Source organism: Bacteroidota bacterium, from assembly GCA_016718825.1.
Lineage (GTDB): Bacteria > Bacteroidota > Bacteroidia > J057 > JADKCL01 > JADKCL01.
The window spans coordinates 100,402-120,099 of the sequence record JADKCL010000012.1 but is presented as its reverse complement, the minus strand read 5'-3'; the positions used below and the strand labels follow the sequence as shown (position 1 = coordinate 120,099).

Below are 19,698 nucleotides of genomic sequence, written 5' to 3'. Positions count from 1 at the left end.
TGTTTCGCCTTGTTCTGCAAGGGAGGTGCTGGCATAAACTAAATTGATTTAGGAAGAATTTGCGGAAATTGGTCGCTGACGAATCTGGCTTCAATGTGTTGGTTGTGAAGCAAATTGTCCTGCAACCTTTCATTTTCATTGCTGATTTCCGTAGGCATCGTGGTTTTGAGTAGCTTCACCCCCGAATCAATTCGTCATTTAATTCACTCAGTCAGATGAAAAAAATTGTACTTGGGATTTTCCTGGGCTTGGTCGTCAGCAGTGGCTTGATCGGGCAGCAGGTGAGAAATTGCAATACGATGGAGAATCAAGCCCGTTTGGAGGCTTTGGATCCCAATCTTGCCAGCGTACGTGCCCGCATCGAGGCGCAAACTGCGGCATTTGTCGATCAGTATGATGATCAAGGACAAGATGTCGTCTACAATATTCCAGTGGTGGTACACGTCGTGTACAACACGACCACACAAAACATCTCGGATGCCCAGATTCAGTCCCAATTGACGGTGCTGAACAATGACTTCCGCCGTTTGAATGCCGACAAGGTAAATACGCCTGCTGCTTGGACCAGCATTGCGGCCGACTGTGAAATCAATTTTTGTCTAGCCACGGTTGATCCGACTGGCGCAGCTACGACAGGTATCACACGTACATCGACAGCTGTAACGTCCTTTGTCGACGATGATGCCGTGAAGTCAAATGCGACAGGTGGCAAAACTGCTTGGGATGCCACCAAATACTTGAATCTCTGGGTATGCCCCTTAGGCGGTGGATTGTTGGGCTACGCCCAATTCCCTGGCGGACCGGTATCAACCGACGGCGTGGTCATCAACTACACAGCCTTTGGAACGAGCGGCACAGCAACTGCGCCGTTCAACAAAGGACGTACAGCAACACACGAAGTGGGTCACTGGCTCAACCTTTACCACATTTGGGGAGATGATTGCGGCCAAGGGGATGGTACTTGCTCCGCAGGCAGTGAATGCAGCGGTTCCGATGCCGTGACCGATACCCCCAACCAATGTGAAATGGTCTATGGTAACCCTGCTGTCGGCTCGGTCCGCACGGATGGTTGCACCACCACCAGCCCAGGGGTGATGTACCAGAATTACATGGACTATACCGATGATGCTGCCATGAATATTTTTACCATGGGTCAGAAGGCAAGAATGGTCGCTGTCATGACTGGCGCTCGTGCTAGCCTTGCCACTTCCAATGGATGCGGTGCTGGTACGACGACCTATTGTGCATCTTCCGGTAGCTCAACGGCCGACGAATGGATCCAAACTGTCGCGGTCGGAGCATTCACGAACAACTCCGGAAACAACGGTGGTTACGGCAACTACACAGGCACCAACGTTAATCTGACCAAGGGTGTCGCTACCGGCATCACCCTAACCCCAGGGTATACCGCGACTGCCTATCCAGAATGGTGGAAGTTGTGGATCGACTTGAACAATGACAAGGATTTCGCCGATGCTGGTGAATTGTTGTACAATTCCGGTTCTGCCGCTACAGGTGCCCGCACGGGATCCATCACCGTGCCAACCACTGCGACAGCAACCGTCACGCGCATGCGTATTTCCATGAAGTACAATGCTGCACAAACGGAGTGCGAGGCTTTTAGCTACGGTGAAGTCGAGGACTATCAAGTCACTTTGAGCAGTTCCACCACTTGCGGCAATCCAGCATCACTCAGCGTGAGCGGCATCACCTCCTCTGGTGCAACCTTGAACTGGGCAGCAGTCACTGGCGCCACAAGCTACAACGTACAATACAAAATCAATGGGGGCACGACTTGGACCACCACGACGAGTACGACCAACAGCAAAGCTCTCACCGGTCTCGCAGCTGCAACAACTTACAACTGGCAAGTGCAGGCAGTTTGCTCCGGCGGCAACAGCGCCTACGTTGCAGGCGCCAACTTTACCACTTCGGCTGCAACTTGTACCGACAGTTACGAGGCCAATGAAACCTCCGCAACTGCCAAAACGATTACAAGAAATACGAATGTATTGGCCAAGATTTGCACGGCAACCGACATTGACTGGTTTACATTTACCACGCTCAGCACGGCACCAAAGGTGAAGATTACCTTGACGACTTTGCCTGCTGACTATGATGTGTATCTGTATGCTAGCAATGGTACAACGCTTTTGGGTTCGTCTACCAATGGTAGTACCACTTCGGAAGCCATCATCTACAATACCTCAACGGTAGCTGCAACCTACCGCATTAAGGTCGTAGGATACAACGGCGCCTTCAATACGGCGACGAGCTATACCCTTCGCGCCGGGACGCAGGCTGCCAATTGGACCCGCATGAGCGGTCCTCAGCAAACGGTCGCCAAGGAAGGTGTTGACGTGCTGGTCGACGAAATGCAAGTCTGGCCAAACCCGACGAGCCAGAATCTCTTCGTCAACTACCTTGCCACCACCGAAGGTGCCGCCACCATGACCATCATGGATCTGTCTGGACGCATCTTGGTCAACCGCAGCGTGGACCTGATCGCAGGTGCCAACACGATTGACGTCAATATGGATGCCCTCGCAGATGGCATGTACATCGTACGGATGCAAACCGCAACCACTTCGCGGAATGCCAAAGTACAGGTGATGCGCTAAGCGCATCTCCCCATCCAATGACAATTGGGGCATCTCGTTAGGGATGCCCCAATTGCTTTTATGCCATCCCTCCGAATAGTGTCGCCTTCAATGAATTTCTTACCCAAAGTCAACGTCTTGCGGGTTGGTGGTCACCGAACTTTGCGGCATCAATACTAAATGGAAAGATGAAAACAGCTCAAAATCCACTACTTGGTTCCGGCGCGCTGCGTAAAGCGGCATTAACTTCTTCGATTTCACTCTTGGTCATGTTTGTTGCAGCCATGGTTGCCGAGTTTGCCTTTCACCAAGGGCTGATCGTGCAGGGGAATGCAAGCTTGACAGCCACAAAAATCGGGGAGGCTTCCGGCCTTGCGCGCATCGGCTTGGGTTGCTTCGTCTTGGTTTTGCTTTGCGATTTGCTGGTCACCTGGGGGCTGTATGTCTTTTTTAAGCCGGTGCATCCACGGGCCTCCATGGTCTCTGCCGCACTGCGGTTGTTGTATTCCTTGCTCTTTGGTGCTGCGATTTTCAGGCTATTCCTTGGATTTTCGCTGGTGCAAAATGGCGGTTCCGAGGCGGCAAATATGGAAGCAATGCAGCAATTCCAGGCGTTTGACGGCCAATGGGCATTTGCAATGATCATTTTTGGCATCCATGTGTTGGTTCTTGGTTTCCTCGTAATGCGATCCGGATTTATGCCCAAGCTGCTGAGTGTTCTCCTGTTCATTGCGGGTTGCGCCTACTGCGTAGACAATGCAGCCAAATTGTGGATGCCCGATTATGCGCAAATCAAGGATGGAATGACCGTGGTCGTAGCCCTTTCAGGAATTTTGAGCGAAGTGGGTTTGGCCGTTTGGCTCCTGCTGAGGGGCGGGAAAACCAAGATCGCCACCGCGAAATGATTCCCGTTCGGCATAATGAGAAAGCGCCATTTACTGAGAAAGGCTATGCTTGTTTGGATTGCACCCGCTTGCGGATGCGGCTCAGGGATTCAGGCGTCACGCCGAGATAGCTCGCAATTTGATGTTGCGGAACCCGCTGCAACAGCGAAGGGCGGTTGTTCATCAGGTGCAAATATCTTTCCTCGGGAGATGAAACGATGAAGGCCGCAAATTCTTCCTGCCGTTTGCCGAAGTCCTGCTCCACCATCATTCTTGTCATCGCTTGCAGGTGGGGAAATTGTTCATACATCTCCATTTCGATGTTTTGGGCACCGACGATCAGGGTTGAATCCTCGGCACAAATCCAAAAGTGGGAGCAGGGAACGCCCTGTGTATAGCTCGTGAATGCGACCGCTGCCTCTTCTTCGGTGAAGAACGCCGTTGTTTTTTCTTCCCCATCGACCATGGAATATTGGCGGATGCAGCCTTTCAAGACAAAATAGCATTTGGAGGCCACCTCGCCGTCAGCAAGCAACAGAGTCCCCTTTTTTGCCTCGAGAATATCGATTTGTTCGGACATCGCAAGCCGCTCGTTTTCCGAAAACATCGGCAGCCTTTCCAGGAAATCTTGCAGCAGCGGATTTTTGCCCATATCAGGCAATTTAGGCAGGATTTGCGAAAAGAGCCATAGGATTTTGGGCCGCGAGGGGGAGTTCTTGCGGGAGTGAGAGTGGGAGCGTGAGAGAGAGTGTGAGTGAGGAGGGAGTCGCCGGTGGCGACTAGGCCACCTCCTCCACCGTCAATTTCTCTACCCGCAGGTTGTCAATGATAAAATCCTGACGGTCGGGCGTGTTTTTACCCATGTAGTAATCCAGCATTTCCGTGATCTTGGAATCCTTGCGGATGATCACGGGATCCAAACGCATGTGCTCCCCAATAAACGCTCCAAATTCATTCGGAGAAATCTCGCCCAAACCTTTGAATCGTGTGATTTCGGGGTTTTTGCCCAGTTTGACCATCGCTGCCTGCTTTTCGTTTTCGTCGTAGCAATAGATGGTTTCCTTCTTGTTCCGCACGCGGAAGAGCGGCGTTTGCAGGATGTACAAATGCCCGTTGCGCACGATTTCAGGGAAAAATTGCAGGAAAAATGTCAGCAACAACAAGCGAATGTGCATCCCGTCGACGTCGGCATCGGTCGCGACGATGATCTTGTGGTAACGCAGCCCTTCGATGCCGTCCTCGATGTTGAGGGCGTGCTGCAACAGGTTGAATTCCTCGTTTTCGTAAACGATCTTCTTGGTCAACCCATGGCAGTTGAGCGGTTTACCTCGCAACGAGAAGACGGCTTGCGTCTGCGGATCGCGCGCGGTCGTGATCGAACCGCTCGCCGAGTCACCCTCGGTGATGAAGATCACGGTCTCGCCATTGCGTTCGTGCTGGGTGTCAAAGTGGATTTTGCAGTCGCGCAACTTCTTGTTGTGCAAATTGGCCTTTTTGGCGCGGTCATTGGCGAGCTTTTTGATGCCGGCAATGTCCTTGCGCTCGCGTTCGCTTTGGCGGATGCGTTTCAGCAACTCATCTGCAATCGTCGGATTCTTGTGCAGGAAGTTGTCGAGCTGCTTGGAGACGATGTCGTTGATCCACGTCCGGATCACCTTGCCCTCACCCTTGGGTTCGGTATTGACGCTGCCGAGTTTGGTTTTGGTTTGGGATTCGAAGACCGGCTCCTGCACCCGCACCGCGATCGCGCCCACGATGCTTGCGCGCACGTCGCTTGCCTCAAACGGCTTGCCGTAAAATTCCCGCGCGGCCTTCACAATCGCTTCGCGGAATGCTGCCAAGTGCGTACCCCCTTGGGAGGTGTTTTGGCCGTTGACAAAGCTGTAGTATTGTTCGCCGTACTGCGAACCGTGGGTCATTGCTACCTCGATGTCTTCGTCCGCGAAATGAATGACGGGGTAACGACGTTCTTCTTCGGTGGTATTGAATTCCAAAAGGTCCTTCAAACCATTCTCCGAGGCATATTTTTCGCCATTGAGAATGATCGTGAGGCCGCGGTTGAGGAAGACATAGTTGCGAATCAGGTTTTCGACGTACTCCTGATTGTACTTGTAATTGCGGAAAATCGATTCGTCAGGCGTGAAAATGGTCAGCGTACCGTGCCGCATCGAATTCTCCACGATCGGCTCGTCTTTGACCAGCTTTCCGAATTCAAATTCAGCGAGTTTGGTCTTGTTGTCGCGGTAAGCTTGAACGGAAAAAGAGGAGGAAAGCGCATTGACGGCTTTGGTACCGACACCGTTGAGACCGATCGACTTTTGGAAAGATTCGGAGTCAAATTTGCCGCCCGTGTTGATCTGGGAGACGCAGTCGATCACTTTGCCCAACGGAATGCCGCGGCCGTAGTCACGCACACGCACTTTGTGTTGCGTCACAGTCACCTCGATCGTCTTGCCTGCACCCATCATAAATTCGTCGATGGAGTTGTCGATCACCTCCTTGAGCAGGATGTAAATACCATCTTCGGGCGAGGAGCCGTCTCCCAACTTGCCGATGTACATACCGGGCCTGATCCGGATGTGCTCTAGTGGATCAAGTGATTTGATCGAACTTTCGTCGTAGACGCCGCCCTTGTTTTCTGCTGCCATACTTTGCGTTCTGCCTCTTTTTTTGCCAAAGCTGCCCAATTAGGCAAATGGTTTTAACTATGGGCCTGTAAAATTAGTGAATACAGGGCGCCAATGAAAGCTAGGATATTCACATCCGGCTACAAAAATTGGACACTTGGATTTGTTGAACGTTTGTGTTAATGGTCTGAAAAACAAATCATTGCATTAAATCGGCTGCGAATCTGCAAATTGGCTCGGTCCCGTTGTGGATACCGTTCAATTCCCATTCCCCAAAAACTCGATCCGGATGTCGTCAAACCAAATCGGCAATGCCGAGGGATTGTAGGGATAAACCTTGATGATGTCCGCCGCTGCAACATTGGGCCACAAGGCGATTCTAAAGTGAATTTGTTGCCATTCCGAAGGTTTTTGTTGCAGGCCCCGGAACTGCAAACTGTCCCAAAGATAGCCTGTACTGTCGCCACTTGCCTCCCAAGCGATGGCGGCATTGTGGTCTTGGCTCTCCGAAAATACCCAGCAACTGAAGGCAATGCTGTCCAAGCTGTTGGAGTCCAATTTTGGAATGGGGTAAGTGAAAGTCACCCCGAATTGTCCCTTGCCATTTCCCGTGAGGCTCGCGCTGAGGCCGCCGTGGGCGTGAACCGCATCCAAGGTTTGCATTTGGCTCCAGACTTCGCCGCCTTCGCAATCGTTGAAAAATGAATGGTTTGTCAAGCGGTTTTGCTGCTTGGGGATGACGTAATCCTTCGGATATATTGGCTTGATGGCTGCCGCTATACGGTCCGCCACGCTGCGGCGGCCATGCTCCAAGTAATGTTCCGTGGTCCAATCCTGATCCCGGAAGTCTGCGTTGGGGAGTGCCTCCAACTGATCTATGACGGTCACACCTTTCTGCTTCCCATATCGTCGCACCAAAAGATCGCGGTTTTGACGCATCAGCCAGGTCAGTTCCTTTCCGACGAGCCTTTCCGCCTGTTCCATGTTCTCCGGCAAGATGTTGAGGATCAGGTTCCACCCACGTGCTTGTGCAAGCGCGACGATCCGGTCAAAATCTTGGATCCTTGGATTTGTGACCGTATCAATTTGAAAGGCGAATGTCTTGACATAGTGGCAGGCGAGGTCGATTTCGGCATCGTTCCGCTCGGAGAGCGTATCATGCTTCAGGTATTTCCGCTTCGCAATGGCCGAATCCCATTCGATGACATTCCGGTAAGGAAACGGCTCGGGAAACCTCAGCGTATCCTTGGCCCACTGCGCCTTGACTTGGGCCTCGCGTTCCGCCAAGGATTTGATTTCGTAGTTGCGGAGGCTCAGCATGAGGCGGTTCCAAAGCGGCGGACCGGGTTTGAGCAGCACCATCTCCTTTTGCAATGCGGTTTCCAGCTTTGAATGGATCCAACTCGCATCAAACGAACGCAGGTTCATCGTCACCACCACCGTTTTCACAGGACTGCCCGACGGAATACTCCGCAGCATGTCGTAATAATTGCCGGCGTGAAGTGCCCCCTTGGCAACTGTTCCGAGTTTCCTTTTGGGGAAATACTGCGCAAGAAACTGGCTGATGCTCAGTTTCTCCACGTCTTGGTCCGCGATGGTGAAATTGCTCGACTCGCCAAGGTAGAGGATTTCCGCGCTGTCTTGAACGGCATTGACCAATTCCGCGCTTTCGCTGTAGGCCTTGCGGTCTGCGGGGTAGAGCCATTGCCGGTAAATCAGGTTCATCCCGAGCAGCAAAGCAGCTAACAGGGCGATCTTGGGTGCTATTTTCTTGAGTTCCTGCATCCCTAGAATTGAAAATAGATGAAGGGAACCTCTTCAACAGCGGCAAAGGCCAGCGTGCCAAAGATCAAAATCGCATAGATTGCCCAGCGCAGGATAAATGGGCGGTTGGCAAACCATTCCTCCGGACGTTGCTTGTAATGCAATGCGTCGAGCAGCAGGAAAATCCCCAAGGCGGCAAAAGTGACCCATGGAATTTCGAAATGTTGGATTCCTGCATGCTGATGGATCAACGCATCGCCGACCAAAGCCATTTTTTCCAAACTTTCGCTGCGAAAAGGAACCCAAGCGGCCGTTGCAAGTAGGAAAATGATCGGAATTCGAAGGAGCTTGCCGATGGAGAAGGCCTTATTCGCCTCCTTTTCAGCGTTTTTGCGGCTCCCAAGTTTGTTCAGTAACTTTTCTAAGACATAAAACAGCCCCCAAGCGGCTCCCCAGATCACAAACGTCCATCTTGCACCATGCCAAAACCCGGAAACGGTGAAGACGATCATGGCATTGAAGGCCCAACGGGCCAATCCCACCCGGCTGCCCCCCAGCGGAATGAAAAGGTAATCGCGAAACCAAGTGCTCAACGAAATATGCCAACGCTGCCAAAATTCGGCGACGGAACTTGATAGATAAGGTGTGCGGAAATTGTCGGCCAAGCGCACGCCCATCAGCCTTGCCGAGCCGATCGCGATGAGGGAATAGCCGTAGAAGTCACAATAGATTTGGAACGAATACGCCACCAAGGACAGTGCGGCATCCCTGCGGCCGAATCCCACCGGGTTTTCGTAGAACTGATTGACCAATACTGCAAGATTGTCTGCCACGACCATTTTGGCGAAGAATCCCAAGACGATCAACCGGAAACCATTCGCCAAATTGTCATACTCCAGCTTTTGTGTCGCGTGGAGCTGCGGTCCGATGTGGTGGTAGCGCTCAATCGGGCCGGCGACCAATTGTGGCCAATAGGCGACAAAAAGCGCAAAATACCCGAAATGGGCTTCGGGTTTGGACTTTCCTTTGTAGACATCGACCATATAGCCGACGCTTTGGAATGTGTAAAAGGAGATCCCGACCGGCAACAACAATTGCAGGGGCTCTATCCCTGCATCAAAGACGGAATTCAGGGTTTCGCCAAAGAATCCCGCGTATTTGAAGGTGAAAAGCAGACCAAAATTACAGGTCAGACTCGCCAAGAGGAAGGGGAGCCGTGCCCGCGGCGTTGCGCGTTTGCCCATTTGCCGGCCCGCCCAAAAGTCAATGAATGTGCTGCCGAGGATGATGGCTGCATATTCGACCCGCCAAAACATGTAAAACGTATAGCTCGCCGCCAACAGCAGGATCCATCGGAATTTTCCAGGCAGCAGGTAATAGAGGGTGATGACCAGCGGCAGAAACCAGATGAAATGGACTGAATTGAACAGCATCGAATCAAGTTAGGCAGTTTCCGCTAGTTTCAAAAGCCAATTGCTCAATGCTCCTGTGTACTGATCGACAATTCGAAAGCCAGCATACTTTCCGCAGTGGTGGACACGTGGAAATAGCCGCCGTATCCGCCTTCCACCGGCTTCAAATCGCTGATCCAGTAGTATGTGGAGGCACTTGGCCATCCGCCCTGAACCTTAAGGTCTGCGTTGATGGCCTGTCGCTTGGCACCAGGAATGGACAGCGGTACCCTGAAGGTCGTGTCTGCGGATTGGAAAGCGGTTTCCGGCATCGGCAAACTCGCTTCCGCCTTGGAAACAGGGTCTGAAACAATGTGTTTCAAGTTGAATTCAAGGTGCTGCGTGTAGTCGGTGACGAAAAAAGGGATCGCGATTTCACCGGATATGGGGCTCGGTGACCAATCATGAAACCGGTTGCTGCCATCGACCATCAAGGTGGCATGCCAGGTTTGGGTAGCAGGCCGGTCTTCGCTCAGGTCCATCCACCAAAGCCATTCGATGGGATGAATTTCTGGTCGGCAATTGTGGTTGCAGTCCATGCACCAGACTCCAGTCATGCCAAAGCTGGTGTATTTTGTCCCGAATCCGGGAATGGTATCCAAGCTATAATCACCGTCTTTGACGGGAAAAAGCTGCTTTTCGAGGTCTTGGGCAAATTTTTGCGGCGGCGTCACTTCGCATTCGATAGTGATATAGCCCAAGTCCTCCACTTTCAGCTCTGCCGGCAAAGGATAGTTCTCCGGGGCATCAAAACGGAATGCCTTGTCTCCCCGTGGTCTTTCTCTTGCCAAGTCAAAGCCTTTTCGCACCATTTGGATGTACTCCGGGAGATGGGGCATGAGGAAGATGTTGATGTCCACTTCATCGGCCATGCCGTCGTAGATGTGGTAGGGCCTGCTGATTGTGCCGACATATTTTTGCTTTCGTTCGTCGTATTTGAGCCAAAATCGTGCGGCGGTGCGTTGCGCGATCCATCCTCCAAGACCTTTGAGGCGCTGTTTGTCTTTTTCAACGATGGAGTCAGCCACCCAAGCCTGAACCAGATCAATGGCCTGCTCGGTACGAACAATATCTTCCCTCAAGGTTGCATTGTCAGCTTGCAATGCCTCCCACCCGCTTGCGAACGACTGCGCCCCTGCAGTGAATGCGTTTCCAATCAAGAGTCCCCAAAAGAGGAGCTGTTTCCCTACATTTCCCTTCATTGGGCAAATTTAGTGGTTGCTGAATGAATTGCATCATGGGGTTACGGCACAAAAAAACGCCGTCAGCCCAATGAAGGACTGACGGCATATTTTTTACCGTGAGTATCAGTAGAGATTACTCTTTGGTGATTTTCTTGACAGCAAGACCTTCGGCAGTCTTGACGCGTACCATGTACATGCCAGCAGCCAAATCGCTCAAGTCGATTTTGGTAAGGGACTGCGAAGCAGTTGTGTTGTACACCTGCATGCCGGTGAGGGTCACGATGGAGATTTCAGCGTTGTCGACGTTTGGAATCTCGACGTTGAATACACCGTTGCTAGGATTTGGATACACGTTGATGCTTGCAGCAAGCGCAGGATTTACACCGACCACGATGGTCGAGAATGCCTTCGCATCTGCAGAGTTAAACTGAGCACCTGTGGCCACAACGTTGTTGCTTGGATCCTTCAAAGTCCATGAACCTTGACCGTAAGCGCAGCACATGCCATCGCCATAGGAATCAAACACGGTAACCGTAAAGCAATCGTTGGCGTTGATGGTCACGTTGGCGTTGACCGGCGTTGTGTTGCCGTCGGTATAAGGTCCGCCAGAAGCGATCACACTGCCAGCACCATTCCTGACTTCCCAGGTGGTTTCGCTACCGTAGTTGTCAGGCTGAATCGTCATCACATAGGCACCTGGGCTGCTATATGGAGCATATCCCCAAGTCGTGGATGCAGTATTGTTGGACATATTGCCGTCGTTGCTGTTGGTGATGTTCACCGTCAGCGTGGTGTTGGCAGATGGCGTGAAGCTGATCGAAGGAAGTGTAACCACTGCATAGCTCAAGAAAGGCAAGTTGCCAGTCCAAGTGTGGGTTTGTGGCGTACCGCCATTGATGCTGTAGCTAAAATCGACGCTGGTCAGGGCATTGCTGCCCATGTTGCGGATTTTGACTTCAGGCGCAATGTTGTCGAGGCAGTTGGTTGCACCGATTTCATTGCTGATTTCGACCGCCATTGGGTCATTGGCCATCGAAGCGACTGCCAACGGAGCTACTGTGCCATTGAAGATTTCCTTGGTAGAGCTGTTTTCCACCCAAATCACAATTTCCATCTCGTTTTGTACCCACGATGGGCTGATTGGAATATTGAAGTTGAGTGTCTGCGAATTGCCTTGTGTCAAGGTCAATGTCTGGCCAAGGTGGTCAGGATACATGTCACGGTTGACGAAGCTGATCTCCGTCTGACCTTGCCAGTTGACTTGGATGTGGCTTTCAGTCACACAAGCTTGCAAGCGCAAGTTGCCAGCTGAATATGCACCCATTTGGTTCACGGTTGCAGACACGTCGATGCTTGCGCCGTTTTGTGTCCATGTTGATGTGATGTCAAATGGGGTAGCAACTCCAATCGCAGTCGTGTACTTTTGGTTGTAGGTGCTGAACATCGAGTTGGTATTGCTACCACCAACGACGCTGTTGCCACCGTCAAAGAATGCGGTTGGGAAGCCGGTGACACCATAGTAGGTATCATAACGACCTACGCTTTCGGGGGTCTCATATGGATCGCTGTCGTGGTGCTCAACGATTCCGACGTTGGCTCCGCTTGCGTGGAGGTCATCGGCACCCATGGCAGCACCTGGGCAATATTGGCACCATGTACCGGTAGCAATTTCAAGGATCACGTTGTGCCGTGTCGCTTGTGCAGAAGCTGTGGTCTGCGCCCCGATTGTCAGAGCACCGGCCAAAGCCAACATCGTAGTAAACCTTTTCATATTCTCGACTTTTTGACTTATTGGATGAAAACTAAATTCACAATACCTACCGTGGACTATGCATGGATAGCCAACGGATTCTAAAATTAACATGTGATTCCTTGCTGTGCAAGTGTGAAGGCACGATTTAACTTTGAATGTCGTAAGCGAGACAAGTCGCTTTGTGGCGCCCACCGACTGCAGCCGCACGCAATGCGGCGGCGCAGTCCAATGGTCGTGATTTGAGCCAACTCCCTACGGCAGATTGCCGCTCCTTCGCCTCATGTTGCCCAAACCTGCATCTTTGATCCCTTCCCTGCACCTTTATCCATCCCAGCCTAAGCCAGATTCCCCGTGGATTCCGGATTCCCTACGAGCTCTCCTATGTCGATCAAACGATACTTGCCTTCCAAGTAAATTGCGAGAACAAAATGACTTACGAAACCCATTCCAAACTGGATCACTTGACTTCAAAATCATTGCGAATCAGTCCATCAAAATCGTGTAGGTCATTCAATCGTTGGTGAAACAGGGGCAAATTGGGGAGCTGTTGCCGCCAAAGCGAATGAAAAGACGCCTGAGCCTAACCGTGATTCTTGTCTTCCATGTAATCAATCAACTTCCATTGGTCGGCTGGAAATGAGCGGAAATCGCGCAAAATCATCCATTTTTAGAAAGCAAAACCGCCAATAGGAACACCAAGAAGGCGCATCCACCAGGGTTGCGCCTTCAAATCAGGTGTTATATTTCTGATTGAAGTTTGGATGAATGCCTTTCAATCCGTGCTTTGGGTTCCGTTATGTTTCTGAGGGTTTCGTCAAAAAATCAGTACTGAAGCAAAACCCTTGCGGTTAATTGGGTGTTCCCCTGCATGACTTGCAAATAGTAAATGCCAGCCGGATTGCCACTGAGATCAAAGTCTTCGAATACGGATGCTGAATTACGCGATTCCATCACCTGCCCGGACAAGGACACAATTCGATAGGTAAATAGGCCCGTCCCGCTTCCTTCGATCGTTGCGCGAAATTGACCATGGGACGGATTTGGGCAAGTCAATAGTTTCAAGGATTGCACATCATGTTTTTCTGCGTTTTCCAAACTTGACGCGGCTTCGGGCTCATTTGCTTGCCAAGTCAATGGTCTGAGGATATTGTCTGCGGCGAGAAGTTGTTGCTGATAAGCCGCCTCAGAAAGTCCGCGATGGTGGTAGGGCAAGTCATTGTCGAGGGAGTTTAGCCAGTTGATTTCTTCAGGCGTAATGCTGACCGTGACCTCTATATCCACTTTGGGGTCGGTTGGAGTCGTTGGAATCTGCCTATCATTCAGCGAAACGGGATTGTTGAGCGGTGGGGCCGCCGGCTGGGCAAGATTCAAAGGGCCATCGTAAATCTGCGCGGGGACAAATCCGCCGCCTGCAAAGAGTTGCAACGATGGCGCAAGCGCCAAAATCAGGAGCATCGGCAAGGTCATGGATAGCCTCGCTATCACCGACCGAAGGGGAAGAAATCGTTTCATATTGATTTTTTTGAAGTAAAAATTGACAAAAGGGCATGATCGACGGGCTCAATAACGGATCGTGATGCTTCCTGAATGGCATGCGAAATCCATGCGTCCGATAAAGACGCCCGAGGAGATTTTTTTATTCCGGGAGAAAGTGCCTGTTAAGGCTGCTTTTTGCGTTGCATCACCTTGTAGTTGCCCGGTGAATTTTGACTGCTCTTATTCAGCTGATTGACGCTGCGTTCCGCCGGTGTCGAAATAATTTTTTCGACTTCGTCCTTTGCCGGATTGTTGCGCAATACCAATTCCTGATCCGTTTTGGGGCTTTCGTCCTGAAAAATCAGCTCATTGCTCATCCGTGAGCGCAGCCTGAATTTCATTGCCTTGGCATTTTCGTCCTTGACAATGATATAGTAAACATTGGGTCCGCGCTGTTCAATGCGCATTTCCTGCGTGACAATCGTATCGCCGTTCACGACAAAATAGCCGCGGCCGACCAAGGTGAAATCATCCAACTGCCGCCATTCTTCGATCGCGCCGCCGCTTGCACCTTGCGTTTTCCAACTGCCGAGCAGCCATTTCAAGTGCTGCAAATTCTCCTGATTGCCTGCCGTTGAAGGCCCTGCAAAGTTGAAATTCATGTCGTTGCGGGCCGCGTTGATCTGCAAATAGCGGTTGTTGTCGTTGCTTTGGATCAAATTGCTGTATTGCTGCAACGAATTGACCGTGTCGATCGGATTGCCCACGCTGTTGGTCACGAGCATATTTCCCAACGGCAGAAGATTGGCAGTCACTTCAAGCTCGGGCTTGCCTGCATACATGTTGGCCGTGCCCGGGTTGTTCACGGGAAATCCGCCATTGATTTGAACCGAGGAACCATTGTAGCTCGCCTGTGCCCCGGGATTTTCATTTTCAACCGCACCGCTGCCGAAATGCATTTTGGTGGCACCTTGCAAGCCAAGGCGCTGACTCCTGAAATCCGCAAACAAGCCGCCGGTTCTGCCACCCAAGGTCGTTGATTTGGCCCTTCCGAGGACCGATTCGCCGATGCCTACATTTTCGCCGAAGGTCAAATGGCTATTGGCTTTCGCCACGGTATCGCGCTGCTCCGCATGCAATTCAGTGCCTGGGTCAACTATTTGATGCGCCGCGATGGGTTTTGCCATGGGAATCTCCTGTTTTTCCTCCGGCCAAGCCATCCAAATTCCTGTTCCGATTCCAATCATAAGCAATACACTCACGATGCGAAACGGCCAATTTTTGGGTTTTCTCGGCCCCATCGTCGGTTGCGCCTCTTCAAGACGTTCCTCCAGACGATCCCAGAGCTCTGCCGACGGCTGACTGTCCCAGGCATTCTGCGATGCTGCGAGTTGCTTTTCGATGTCTTCTTCTGCTTTCATCTTAGCTCGCCTCCGGATAAACGTTTTGCCCGACCATGCTGCGCAGTTTTTGCTTCGCCAGAATCAACTGACTTTTGGAAGTGTTGATGCTGATTCCCAGCATCGTCGCGATTTCGTGGTGTTTGTACCCCTCGATCGCGTGGAGGTTCAGAACGGTGCGGTACCCTTCCGGTAATTTGGCAACCATTGCCATGAGGTCGCCTGCGGCCATAATGGTCATCGGGTCCTCGGAGGTACGCAATTGTACATCGCTCAATTCGGCAGCTTCCGGAAATCGCAGGCGCTTGCGCAAGGCCATCAGGCATTCATTGACCATGATTTTACGAAGCCATCCTTCAAAACTGCCTTTAACTTCGAAGGTGTCGATTTGACTCAAGGCCTTGAAAAATCCATTGAGCAAGGCGTCCTCGGCATCCGCCTGCTGACCCAGATAACGTCGGCAAATGCCCAGCATTTTGGGTGCATGCAGTTCGTAGAGTGCCTTTTGGGCCCTGCGATCCTGATTTTTGCATCCTGCTATGAGCGTATTCTCTTGCAAACCTTTTGCCTTTTGAATCTATAGATGTCCTGCGAATGCGTTTTGGTGTGTGCGGGTCGAAATATTTTTCAAATTTTCTTGAATCGCTGCAAAAATAGGCCATTCCTGAATTTCGGGATGGATTTGATGGGCGAGAAAAATTGATTTTTCTGCAAATCGGATGCTTCAAATCTTGACTTGCAAGGTCAAAAAGAAGCTCCTACCATCACTTGGGATGATTCCCGGACCCGGATAAGCCGCTGCGCGACGTGTAAAATACATCCGGTTCAAGGCATTGTTGCAGCTGCCCTCCAGCGTGAACCATTTCCAGGTGTAACCGACCGTCGCGTCCAAAACATGGTAGGAGGGAATGAGGCCTTCCACGGCATTGGGCGAAGAAATGGCATTGGTCGCGTCACTGAATTGACTGGACAAATAACTCCATTGAAGGCTGGCTTTCAGTTTTTTGTGGCTTAGGCTCAAGCCAGTCTTGAGGTTGACTTTTGGCGCAAATTCGACTTGCTTTCCATCAAATGCCGGCTGTTGACTGTCGAGGTACCGGGCATCAATCCAGGCCAAGTTTCCAAACAGGGTCAGGCGCGTCGTTGACAATTGATTGCCCAGCATCCGGAAAAGATCGGCCTCTGCAAAACATTCCAAGCCAACGTTGCGACTGTCGGCGACGTTGGTGCGGTAGCGGTAGTAGCGGTAGGTCGTCGAATCGGTTTTCAGGACTTGCCCGATGCGGTCTTGATAATAAAGGTAAAAGGCACTCAGGTCGAAGTTGAACCAATTCCCAGCATTCCCCCGGAATCCGAGGTCGGCATTGAAGCCTTTCTCATCGCGCAAGTTGGGGTCGATCTCGAAGTTGGGATTGGCCACGCGCATATCGTTGAATGTAATCGCACGGTAGTTGCGCGAGATGTTGGCGTAGACTTCGAGGTTTTCGCCTGGTTTATAAGATGTCCCTAGGCCCCCAAGCAGAATTTGGCGGTCACGGCTGCGAATGTCAGCAATCGTGGCTTCGTAAATGACATTTCCCGCCAAGTCGGTGTTGCGGACCTGATAGCTCCCTTCCGAGGCGGTGCGGATGAATTCATACCGAATCCCCGGCGCAAGCGTCCATTTGCTGCTCAGGTGCATGACTTGCTCGGCAAAAGCCGCCACGTTGCGGCTCGGGAAGACATAGTCGCTGCCCTCAGGTTGCTCGGGATTGATCAATTCAAAGTCTGGACCGGAACCCGCATTGGCCAAGCCTTGTGCGGCAGTTGTATGGCCTTGATAATAGCGTGCGCCAACCAAAATTGCCGCCGGATGCTTCAGAAAGCTGTATTTGTGCATCAACCGGGTCTCATTCCCGAAATTTTGAAATGCACCCGTGATCAGGTCGCGTTCGCCCAACGGATCAATGCGGTTGATGGCACCCAAAAAGCCCAAGGCGTCGCGCCGCGCATACAATCCAAAGTTGCGAATGTTGAGTTTCGTGCTCGGCGACAGGGCGATGTCGGCGGTCAAGGCTGCCAAATTCCAATCCACTTGGAACCAATTCCGGTCGCGGATGCTCTGCCGCGGATCGCGTGCAAACATCGCGTCGGTGAGTCCGCCCGCCTGCTGCGCGAGGTAATGCATGTAGGTGTATTCGGCGCCGAGCTTGAATTTTGGACTGATTTGCCAACGCAGTCCGCCGTAGGCGGTATGCTGTTGGAAGCCGCTGTTGGCCCGCCAGCCATCGCCGCGTTTGCCTTGGTAAAATGCGTAATAATTCAGGTTGCCAACCTGCCCACCCAAGCTGTTGAAGCTGCTGAAAAATCCAAAACTGCCGCCGGTTTGCCGGCTCGTGAATTCGATTTTTTTGTCCTGCGGGCCCTCCTTGAAGAGGAAATTGACCATTCCCCCGAATTGTGTACCATATTGGAGGCTCGCCGCCCCACGGACGACCTCGATCCTCCGCAACGCCTCTACCGGCGGCGAATAATAGCTTTCCGGATAGCCCAAGGCATCGGCAGCGATGTCGTAGCCGTTTTGGCGGGTGTTGAAATTGCTGCTGCGGTTGGGGCTCAGTCCACGTCCGCCAATGCCCAATTGCAAGCCGCCGCCATCATTTTCCCAGATGTTCAGTCCAGCGACATTGTTGAAGATTTGCCGGGCATTGTTGGTGGCAAGGTTGGCCGTAATGCGGCTGATGTCAATGAGTTCGCATTTGCGGGCTGCGTAAATGCCCATGCCTTCGACATTGCGCATCCAATTCACGGAATTGGTTTGGTCGGTGATTTCGACGCCTGACAAACGGCTGTAAAACTGGTGGAAGTAAAAATCCTGAACGATGTCTTGGTCGGTGACGGTGATTTCCAACTTCGTTTTTGCCCCAGGCCTTCCATGCTGGTACGTAGCGTGTAAGTGCCCGGCGCGAGTGGACCAAAGCTATACCTGCCCAATGAATCGGTTTTTGACTGCAATTTCCCCGGCATCAAAAACACCGTTTCGCCTGCAGCGCCCCAGCGTTCCTTGGTACTGTCTGAGCGTTGATTGGCTTCGTAACCTACGGTTCCACTGATGCGTTGCCCCAAAACAAAGCTTCCCAAGAGCAATCCGCAGATCATCAACATGCACGCTTTCACATTCACCGCCGATCCTCCTGTCCAAATGTGGGTGAATGCGATTCGAAGGGTAAGATCCAGTCCTTGGGAGCAAAGCCCTCTTTGCGTTGGGTCAGGTCGATGTTGGGGTTAGTGAAGGGCCGCGATCCGCTGCCGTTCAACGTGGCGTGGACTTCTGCATAGACCTCCGGGTCGGCGATGCCTTTTTGCTTGTATTCGTCCTCCAAAAAATGAGCGAATTGTAAGATCAAATCCGGTTGCGTGGACATCATGCGCTCTTGGTTGGGACGCAGATATTCCCGGTTGATGACTTCTGTGGATTTGCCGGTTTCCGGATCCCGCACGTGAAAGACTGCGTAACCCGCCTTCTCCATCAGCATCACGCGCCAACTGAACCGAAATCCTTGCTCGTGCCAGAAGAGATTCTCCGGATAAAGCAGGTAACGGAATGGAATCAAGATTTGCAGAACCAAGTGGAGGGTCAGTAGGGTCGGAAGGATTTTGTTTTTATGTGGCCACGAAGACACGAAGGCACGAAGGTCAAGTGGGTTTTCTTCGTGCCTTTGTGTCTTCGTGGCAAAACTCAGCAAACGGGATTGCCACTTGAGATGCCATTCGCCAGGGAAGAAAACAAGCGTCCCCAAAATCATGATAAACGGAAACATCCCGATCGGAAACAGCCACCACGTGATGAGGTGAAACCCGATCACCGCTGCGTAGGCAAACGGCCTCGTTTTACGCCAAAGCAGGAAAAACGGTACGGTCAGGTCATACAAACAACCCATCCAACTGAAAGCGAATGCGGTCCAGCTGTATTTGAAGGCCCATCCGATTACGGGCAAATGCGTACGCGAAGCCAACCAGATTTTGAGGGGCTGTGCCCGCAACAGCCAGTCGCCATTGATTTTCGCGATGCCCGCGAAGACGTAAACGATGCCCATTTGCATCCGCAAAGCGCCGATCATCCAGCGTGGCACAAATTCCAGCTTGATCGCAGGCCTTCGCCAGGCATCCACCGACAAATACCGATTCGCAGGAACCAACATCAAAAGGAAGGCCGCGAGGGAAACGAAATAATAATGGTTCAGGTAATTGGTGACATCCAACAATTCGACGTAGGTCCAAGTCAGGAAAAATGTGATGGATGAAACTCTGTAAAATGCCCCCAAAGCGATGCCGATTGTTGCCAAGGCCATGACGGCAAACACCGCATACATCCCGAATTCGCCCAAGGGCTTCACCCATTCGAAGCCGTAGTAACTGAAGAAGAACTTGGGCTCTACGTACAAATCCGTCACCCATCCGCGGAGCATGAACCGGACTACACTCACGAACATGATCGCCCCAAACAGGATCCTGAAAGTCGCCAAGGGCGCGATCGAGATCGGTTGGGTCAAGTATGTTCTAAGACGTTGCATTTTGAT

14 protein-coding genes are annotated in these 19,698 nt (G+C 51.8%); 2 read left to right on the top strand and 12 right to left on the bottom strand.

Annotated elements, in window-relative coordinates; translation table 11 throughout:
• The first annotated feature begins 215 nt into the window (after window positions 1-215).
• Window positions 216-2,621 carry a T9SS type A sorting domain-containing protein gene (locus IPN95_15485; GenBank protein MBK9450775.1) on the top strand — a complete coding sequence of 802 codons (2,406 nt, stop codon included), beginning with the start codon at window positions 216-218 and terminating at the stop codon, window positions 2,619-2,621.
• A 167-nt stretch (window positions 2,622-2,788) separates the two neighbouring features.
• Window positions 2,789-3,505, top strand: a complete 717-nt coding sequence (locus tag IPN95_15480; protein ID MBK9450774.1) for a DUF4386 domain-containing protein — start codon at window positions 2,789-2,791, stop codon at window positions 3,503-3,505.
• A gap of 43 nt (window positions 3,506-3,548) precedes the next feature.
• On the opposite strand, the gene IPN95_15475 is transcribed toward IPN95_15480, so the two are convergent.
• From IPN95_15475 to IPN95_15420, 12 genes are all read right to left on the bottom strand, one after another.
• Window positions 3,549-4,136 (bottom strand): Crp/Fnr family transcriptional regulator, encoded by a 588-nt coding sequence (locus IPN95_15475; GenBank protein ID MBK9450773.1) that lies wholly within the window; start codon window positions 4,134-4,136, stop codon window positions 3,549-3,551.
• A gap of 127 nt (window positions 4,137-4,263) precedes the next feature.
• A complete protein-coding gene (locus tag IPN95_15470; GenBank protein MBK9450772.1) occupies window positions 4,264-6,132 on the bottom strand; it encodes a type IIA DNA topoisomerase subunit B in 1,869 nt (622 codons plus the stop codon).
• A 237-nt stretch (window positions 6,133-6,369) separates the two neighbouring features.
• Complete coding sequence (locus IPN95_15465; protein ID MBK9450771.1) at window positions 6,370-7,896, bottom strand: DUF4843 domain-containing protein; 1,527 nt, start codon at window positions 7,894-7,896, stop codon at window positions 6,370-6,372.
• Between the two features lie 2 nt (window positions 7,897-7,898).
• On the bottom strand, window positions 7,899-9,308 hold the full coding sequence (locus IPN95_15460; GenBank protein ID MBK9450770.1) for an MBOAT family protein: 1,410 nt from the start codon (window positions 9,306-9,308) through the stop codon (window positions 7,899-7,901).
• A gap of 44 nt (window positions 9,309-9,352) precedes the next feature.
• A complete protein-coding gene (locus tag IPN95_15455; protein MBK9450769.1) occupies window positions 9,353-10,528 on the bottom strand; it encodes a hypothetical protein in 1,176 nt (391 codons plus the stop codon).
• Window positions 10,529-10,643: 115 nt separating this feature from the next.
• Entirely contained in the window at window positions 10,644-12,281 is a 1,638-nt protein-coding gene (locus IPN95_15450) for a T9SS type A sorting domain-containing protein (GenBank protein MBK9450768.1), read from the bottom strand.
• An 804-nt stretch (window positions 12,282-13,085) separates the two neighbouring features.
• On the bottom strand, window positions 13,086-13,775 hold the full coding sequence (locus IPN95_15445; GenBank protein ID MBK9450767.1) for a T9SS type A sorting domain-containing protein: 690 nt from the start codon (window positions 13,773-13,775) through the stop codon (window positions 13,086-13,088).
• Between the two features lie 146 nt (window positions 13,776-13,921).
• The gene (locus tag IPN95_15440) at window positions 13,922-15,160 is read right to left on the bottom strand and encodes a hypothetical protein (protein ID MBK9450766.1); all 1,239 of its coding nucleotides are present in this window, start codon (window positions 15,158-15,160) and stop codon (window positions 13,922-13,924) included.
• A 1-nt stretch (window position 15,161) separates the two neighbouring features.
• On the bottom strand, window positions 15,162-15,698 hold the full coding sequence (locus tag IPN95_15435) for an RNA polymerase sigma factor (protein ID MBK9450765.1): 537 nt from the start codon (window positions 15,696-15,698) through the stop codon (window positions 15,162-15,164).
• A 165-nt stretch (window positions 15,699-15,863) separates the two neighbouring features.
• Window positions 15,864-18,029 carry a TonB-dependent receptor gene (locus IPN95_15430; protein ID MBK9450764.1) on the bottom strand — a complete coding sequence of 722 codons (2,166 nt, stop codon included), beginning with the start codon at window positions 18,027-18,029 and terminating at the stop codon, window positions 15,864-15,866.
• A complete protein-coding gene (locus IPN95_15425) occupies window positions 17,924-18,301 on the bottom strand; it encodes a carboxypeptidase regulatory-like domain-containing protein (protein MBK9450763.1) in 378 nt (125 codons plus the stop codon). Before IPN95_15425 ends, IPN95_15430 begins: the two co-directional genes overlap by 106 nt.
• Window positions 18,298-19,692: an HTTM domain-containing protein gene (locus IPN95_15420; GenBank protein MBK9450762.1), complete on the bottom strand. Its 1,395-nt coding sequence runs from the start codon at window positions 19,690-19,692 to the stop codon at window positions 18,298-18,300. The genes IPN95_15425 and IPN95_15420 overlap by 4 nt, the downstream gene beginning before the upstream one ends.
• Window positions 19,693-19,698 lie beyond the last annotated feature (6 nt).

Excerpts from the sequence above, each read along its gene's own strand:
- IPN95_15485 (MBK9450775.1), top strand. The coding sequence starts at position 216 with ATGAAAAAAATTGTACTTGGGATTTTCCTGGGCTTGGTCGTCAGCAGT.
- IPN95_15480 (MBK9450774.1), top strand. The coding sequence starts at position 2,789 with ATGAAAACAGCTCAAAATCCACTACTTGGTTCCGGCGCGCTGCGTAAA.
- IPN95_15475 (MBK9450773.1), bottom strand. The coding sequence starts at position 4,136 with ATGGGCAAAAATCCGCTGCTGCAAGATTTCCTGGAAAGGCTGCCGATG.
- IPN95_15470 (MBK9450772.1), bottom strand. The coding sequence starts at position 6,132 with ATGGCAGCAGAAAACAAGGGCGGCGTCTACGACGAAAGTTCGATCAAA.
- IPN95_15465 (MBK9450771.1), bottom strand. The coding sequence starts at position 7,896 with ATGCAGGAACTCAAGAAAATAGCACCCAAGATCGCCCTGTTAGCTGCT.
- IPN95_15460 (MBK9450770.1), bottom strand. The coding sequence starts at position 9,308 with ATGCTGTTCAATTCAGTCCATTTCATCTGGTTTCTGCCGCTGGTCATC.
- IPN95_15455 (MBK9450769.1), bottom strand. The coding sequence starts at position 10,528 with ATGAAGGGAAATGTAGGGAAACAGCTCCTCTTTTGGGGACTCTTGATT.
- IPN95_15450 (MBK9450768.1), bottom strand. The coding sequence starts at position 12,281 with ATGAAAAGGTTTACTACGATGTTGGCTTTGGCCGGTGCTCTGACAATC.
- IPN95_15445 (MBK9450767.1), bottom strand. The coding sequence starts at position 13,775 with ATGAAACGATTTCTTCCCCTTCGGTCGGTGATAGCGAGGCTATCCATG.
- IPN95_15440 (MBK9450766.1), bottom strand. The coding sequence starts at position 15,160 with ATGAAAGCAGAAGAAGACATCGAAAAGCAACTCGCAGCATCGCAGAAT.
- IPN95_15420 (MBK9450762.1), bottom strand. The coding sequence starts at position 19,692 with ATGCAACGTCTTAGAACATACTTGACCCAACCGATCTCGATCGCGCCC.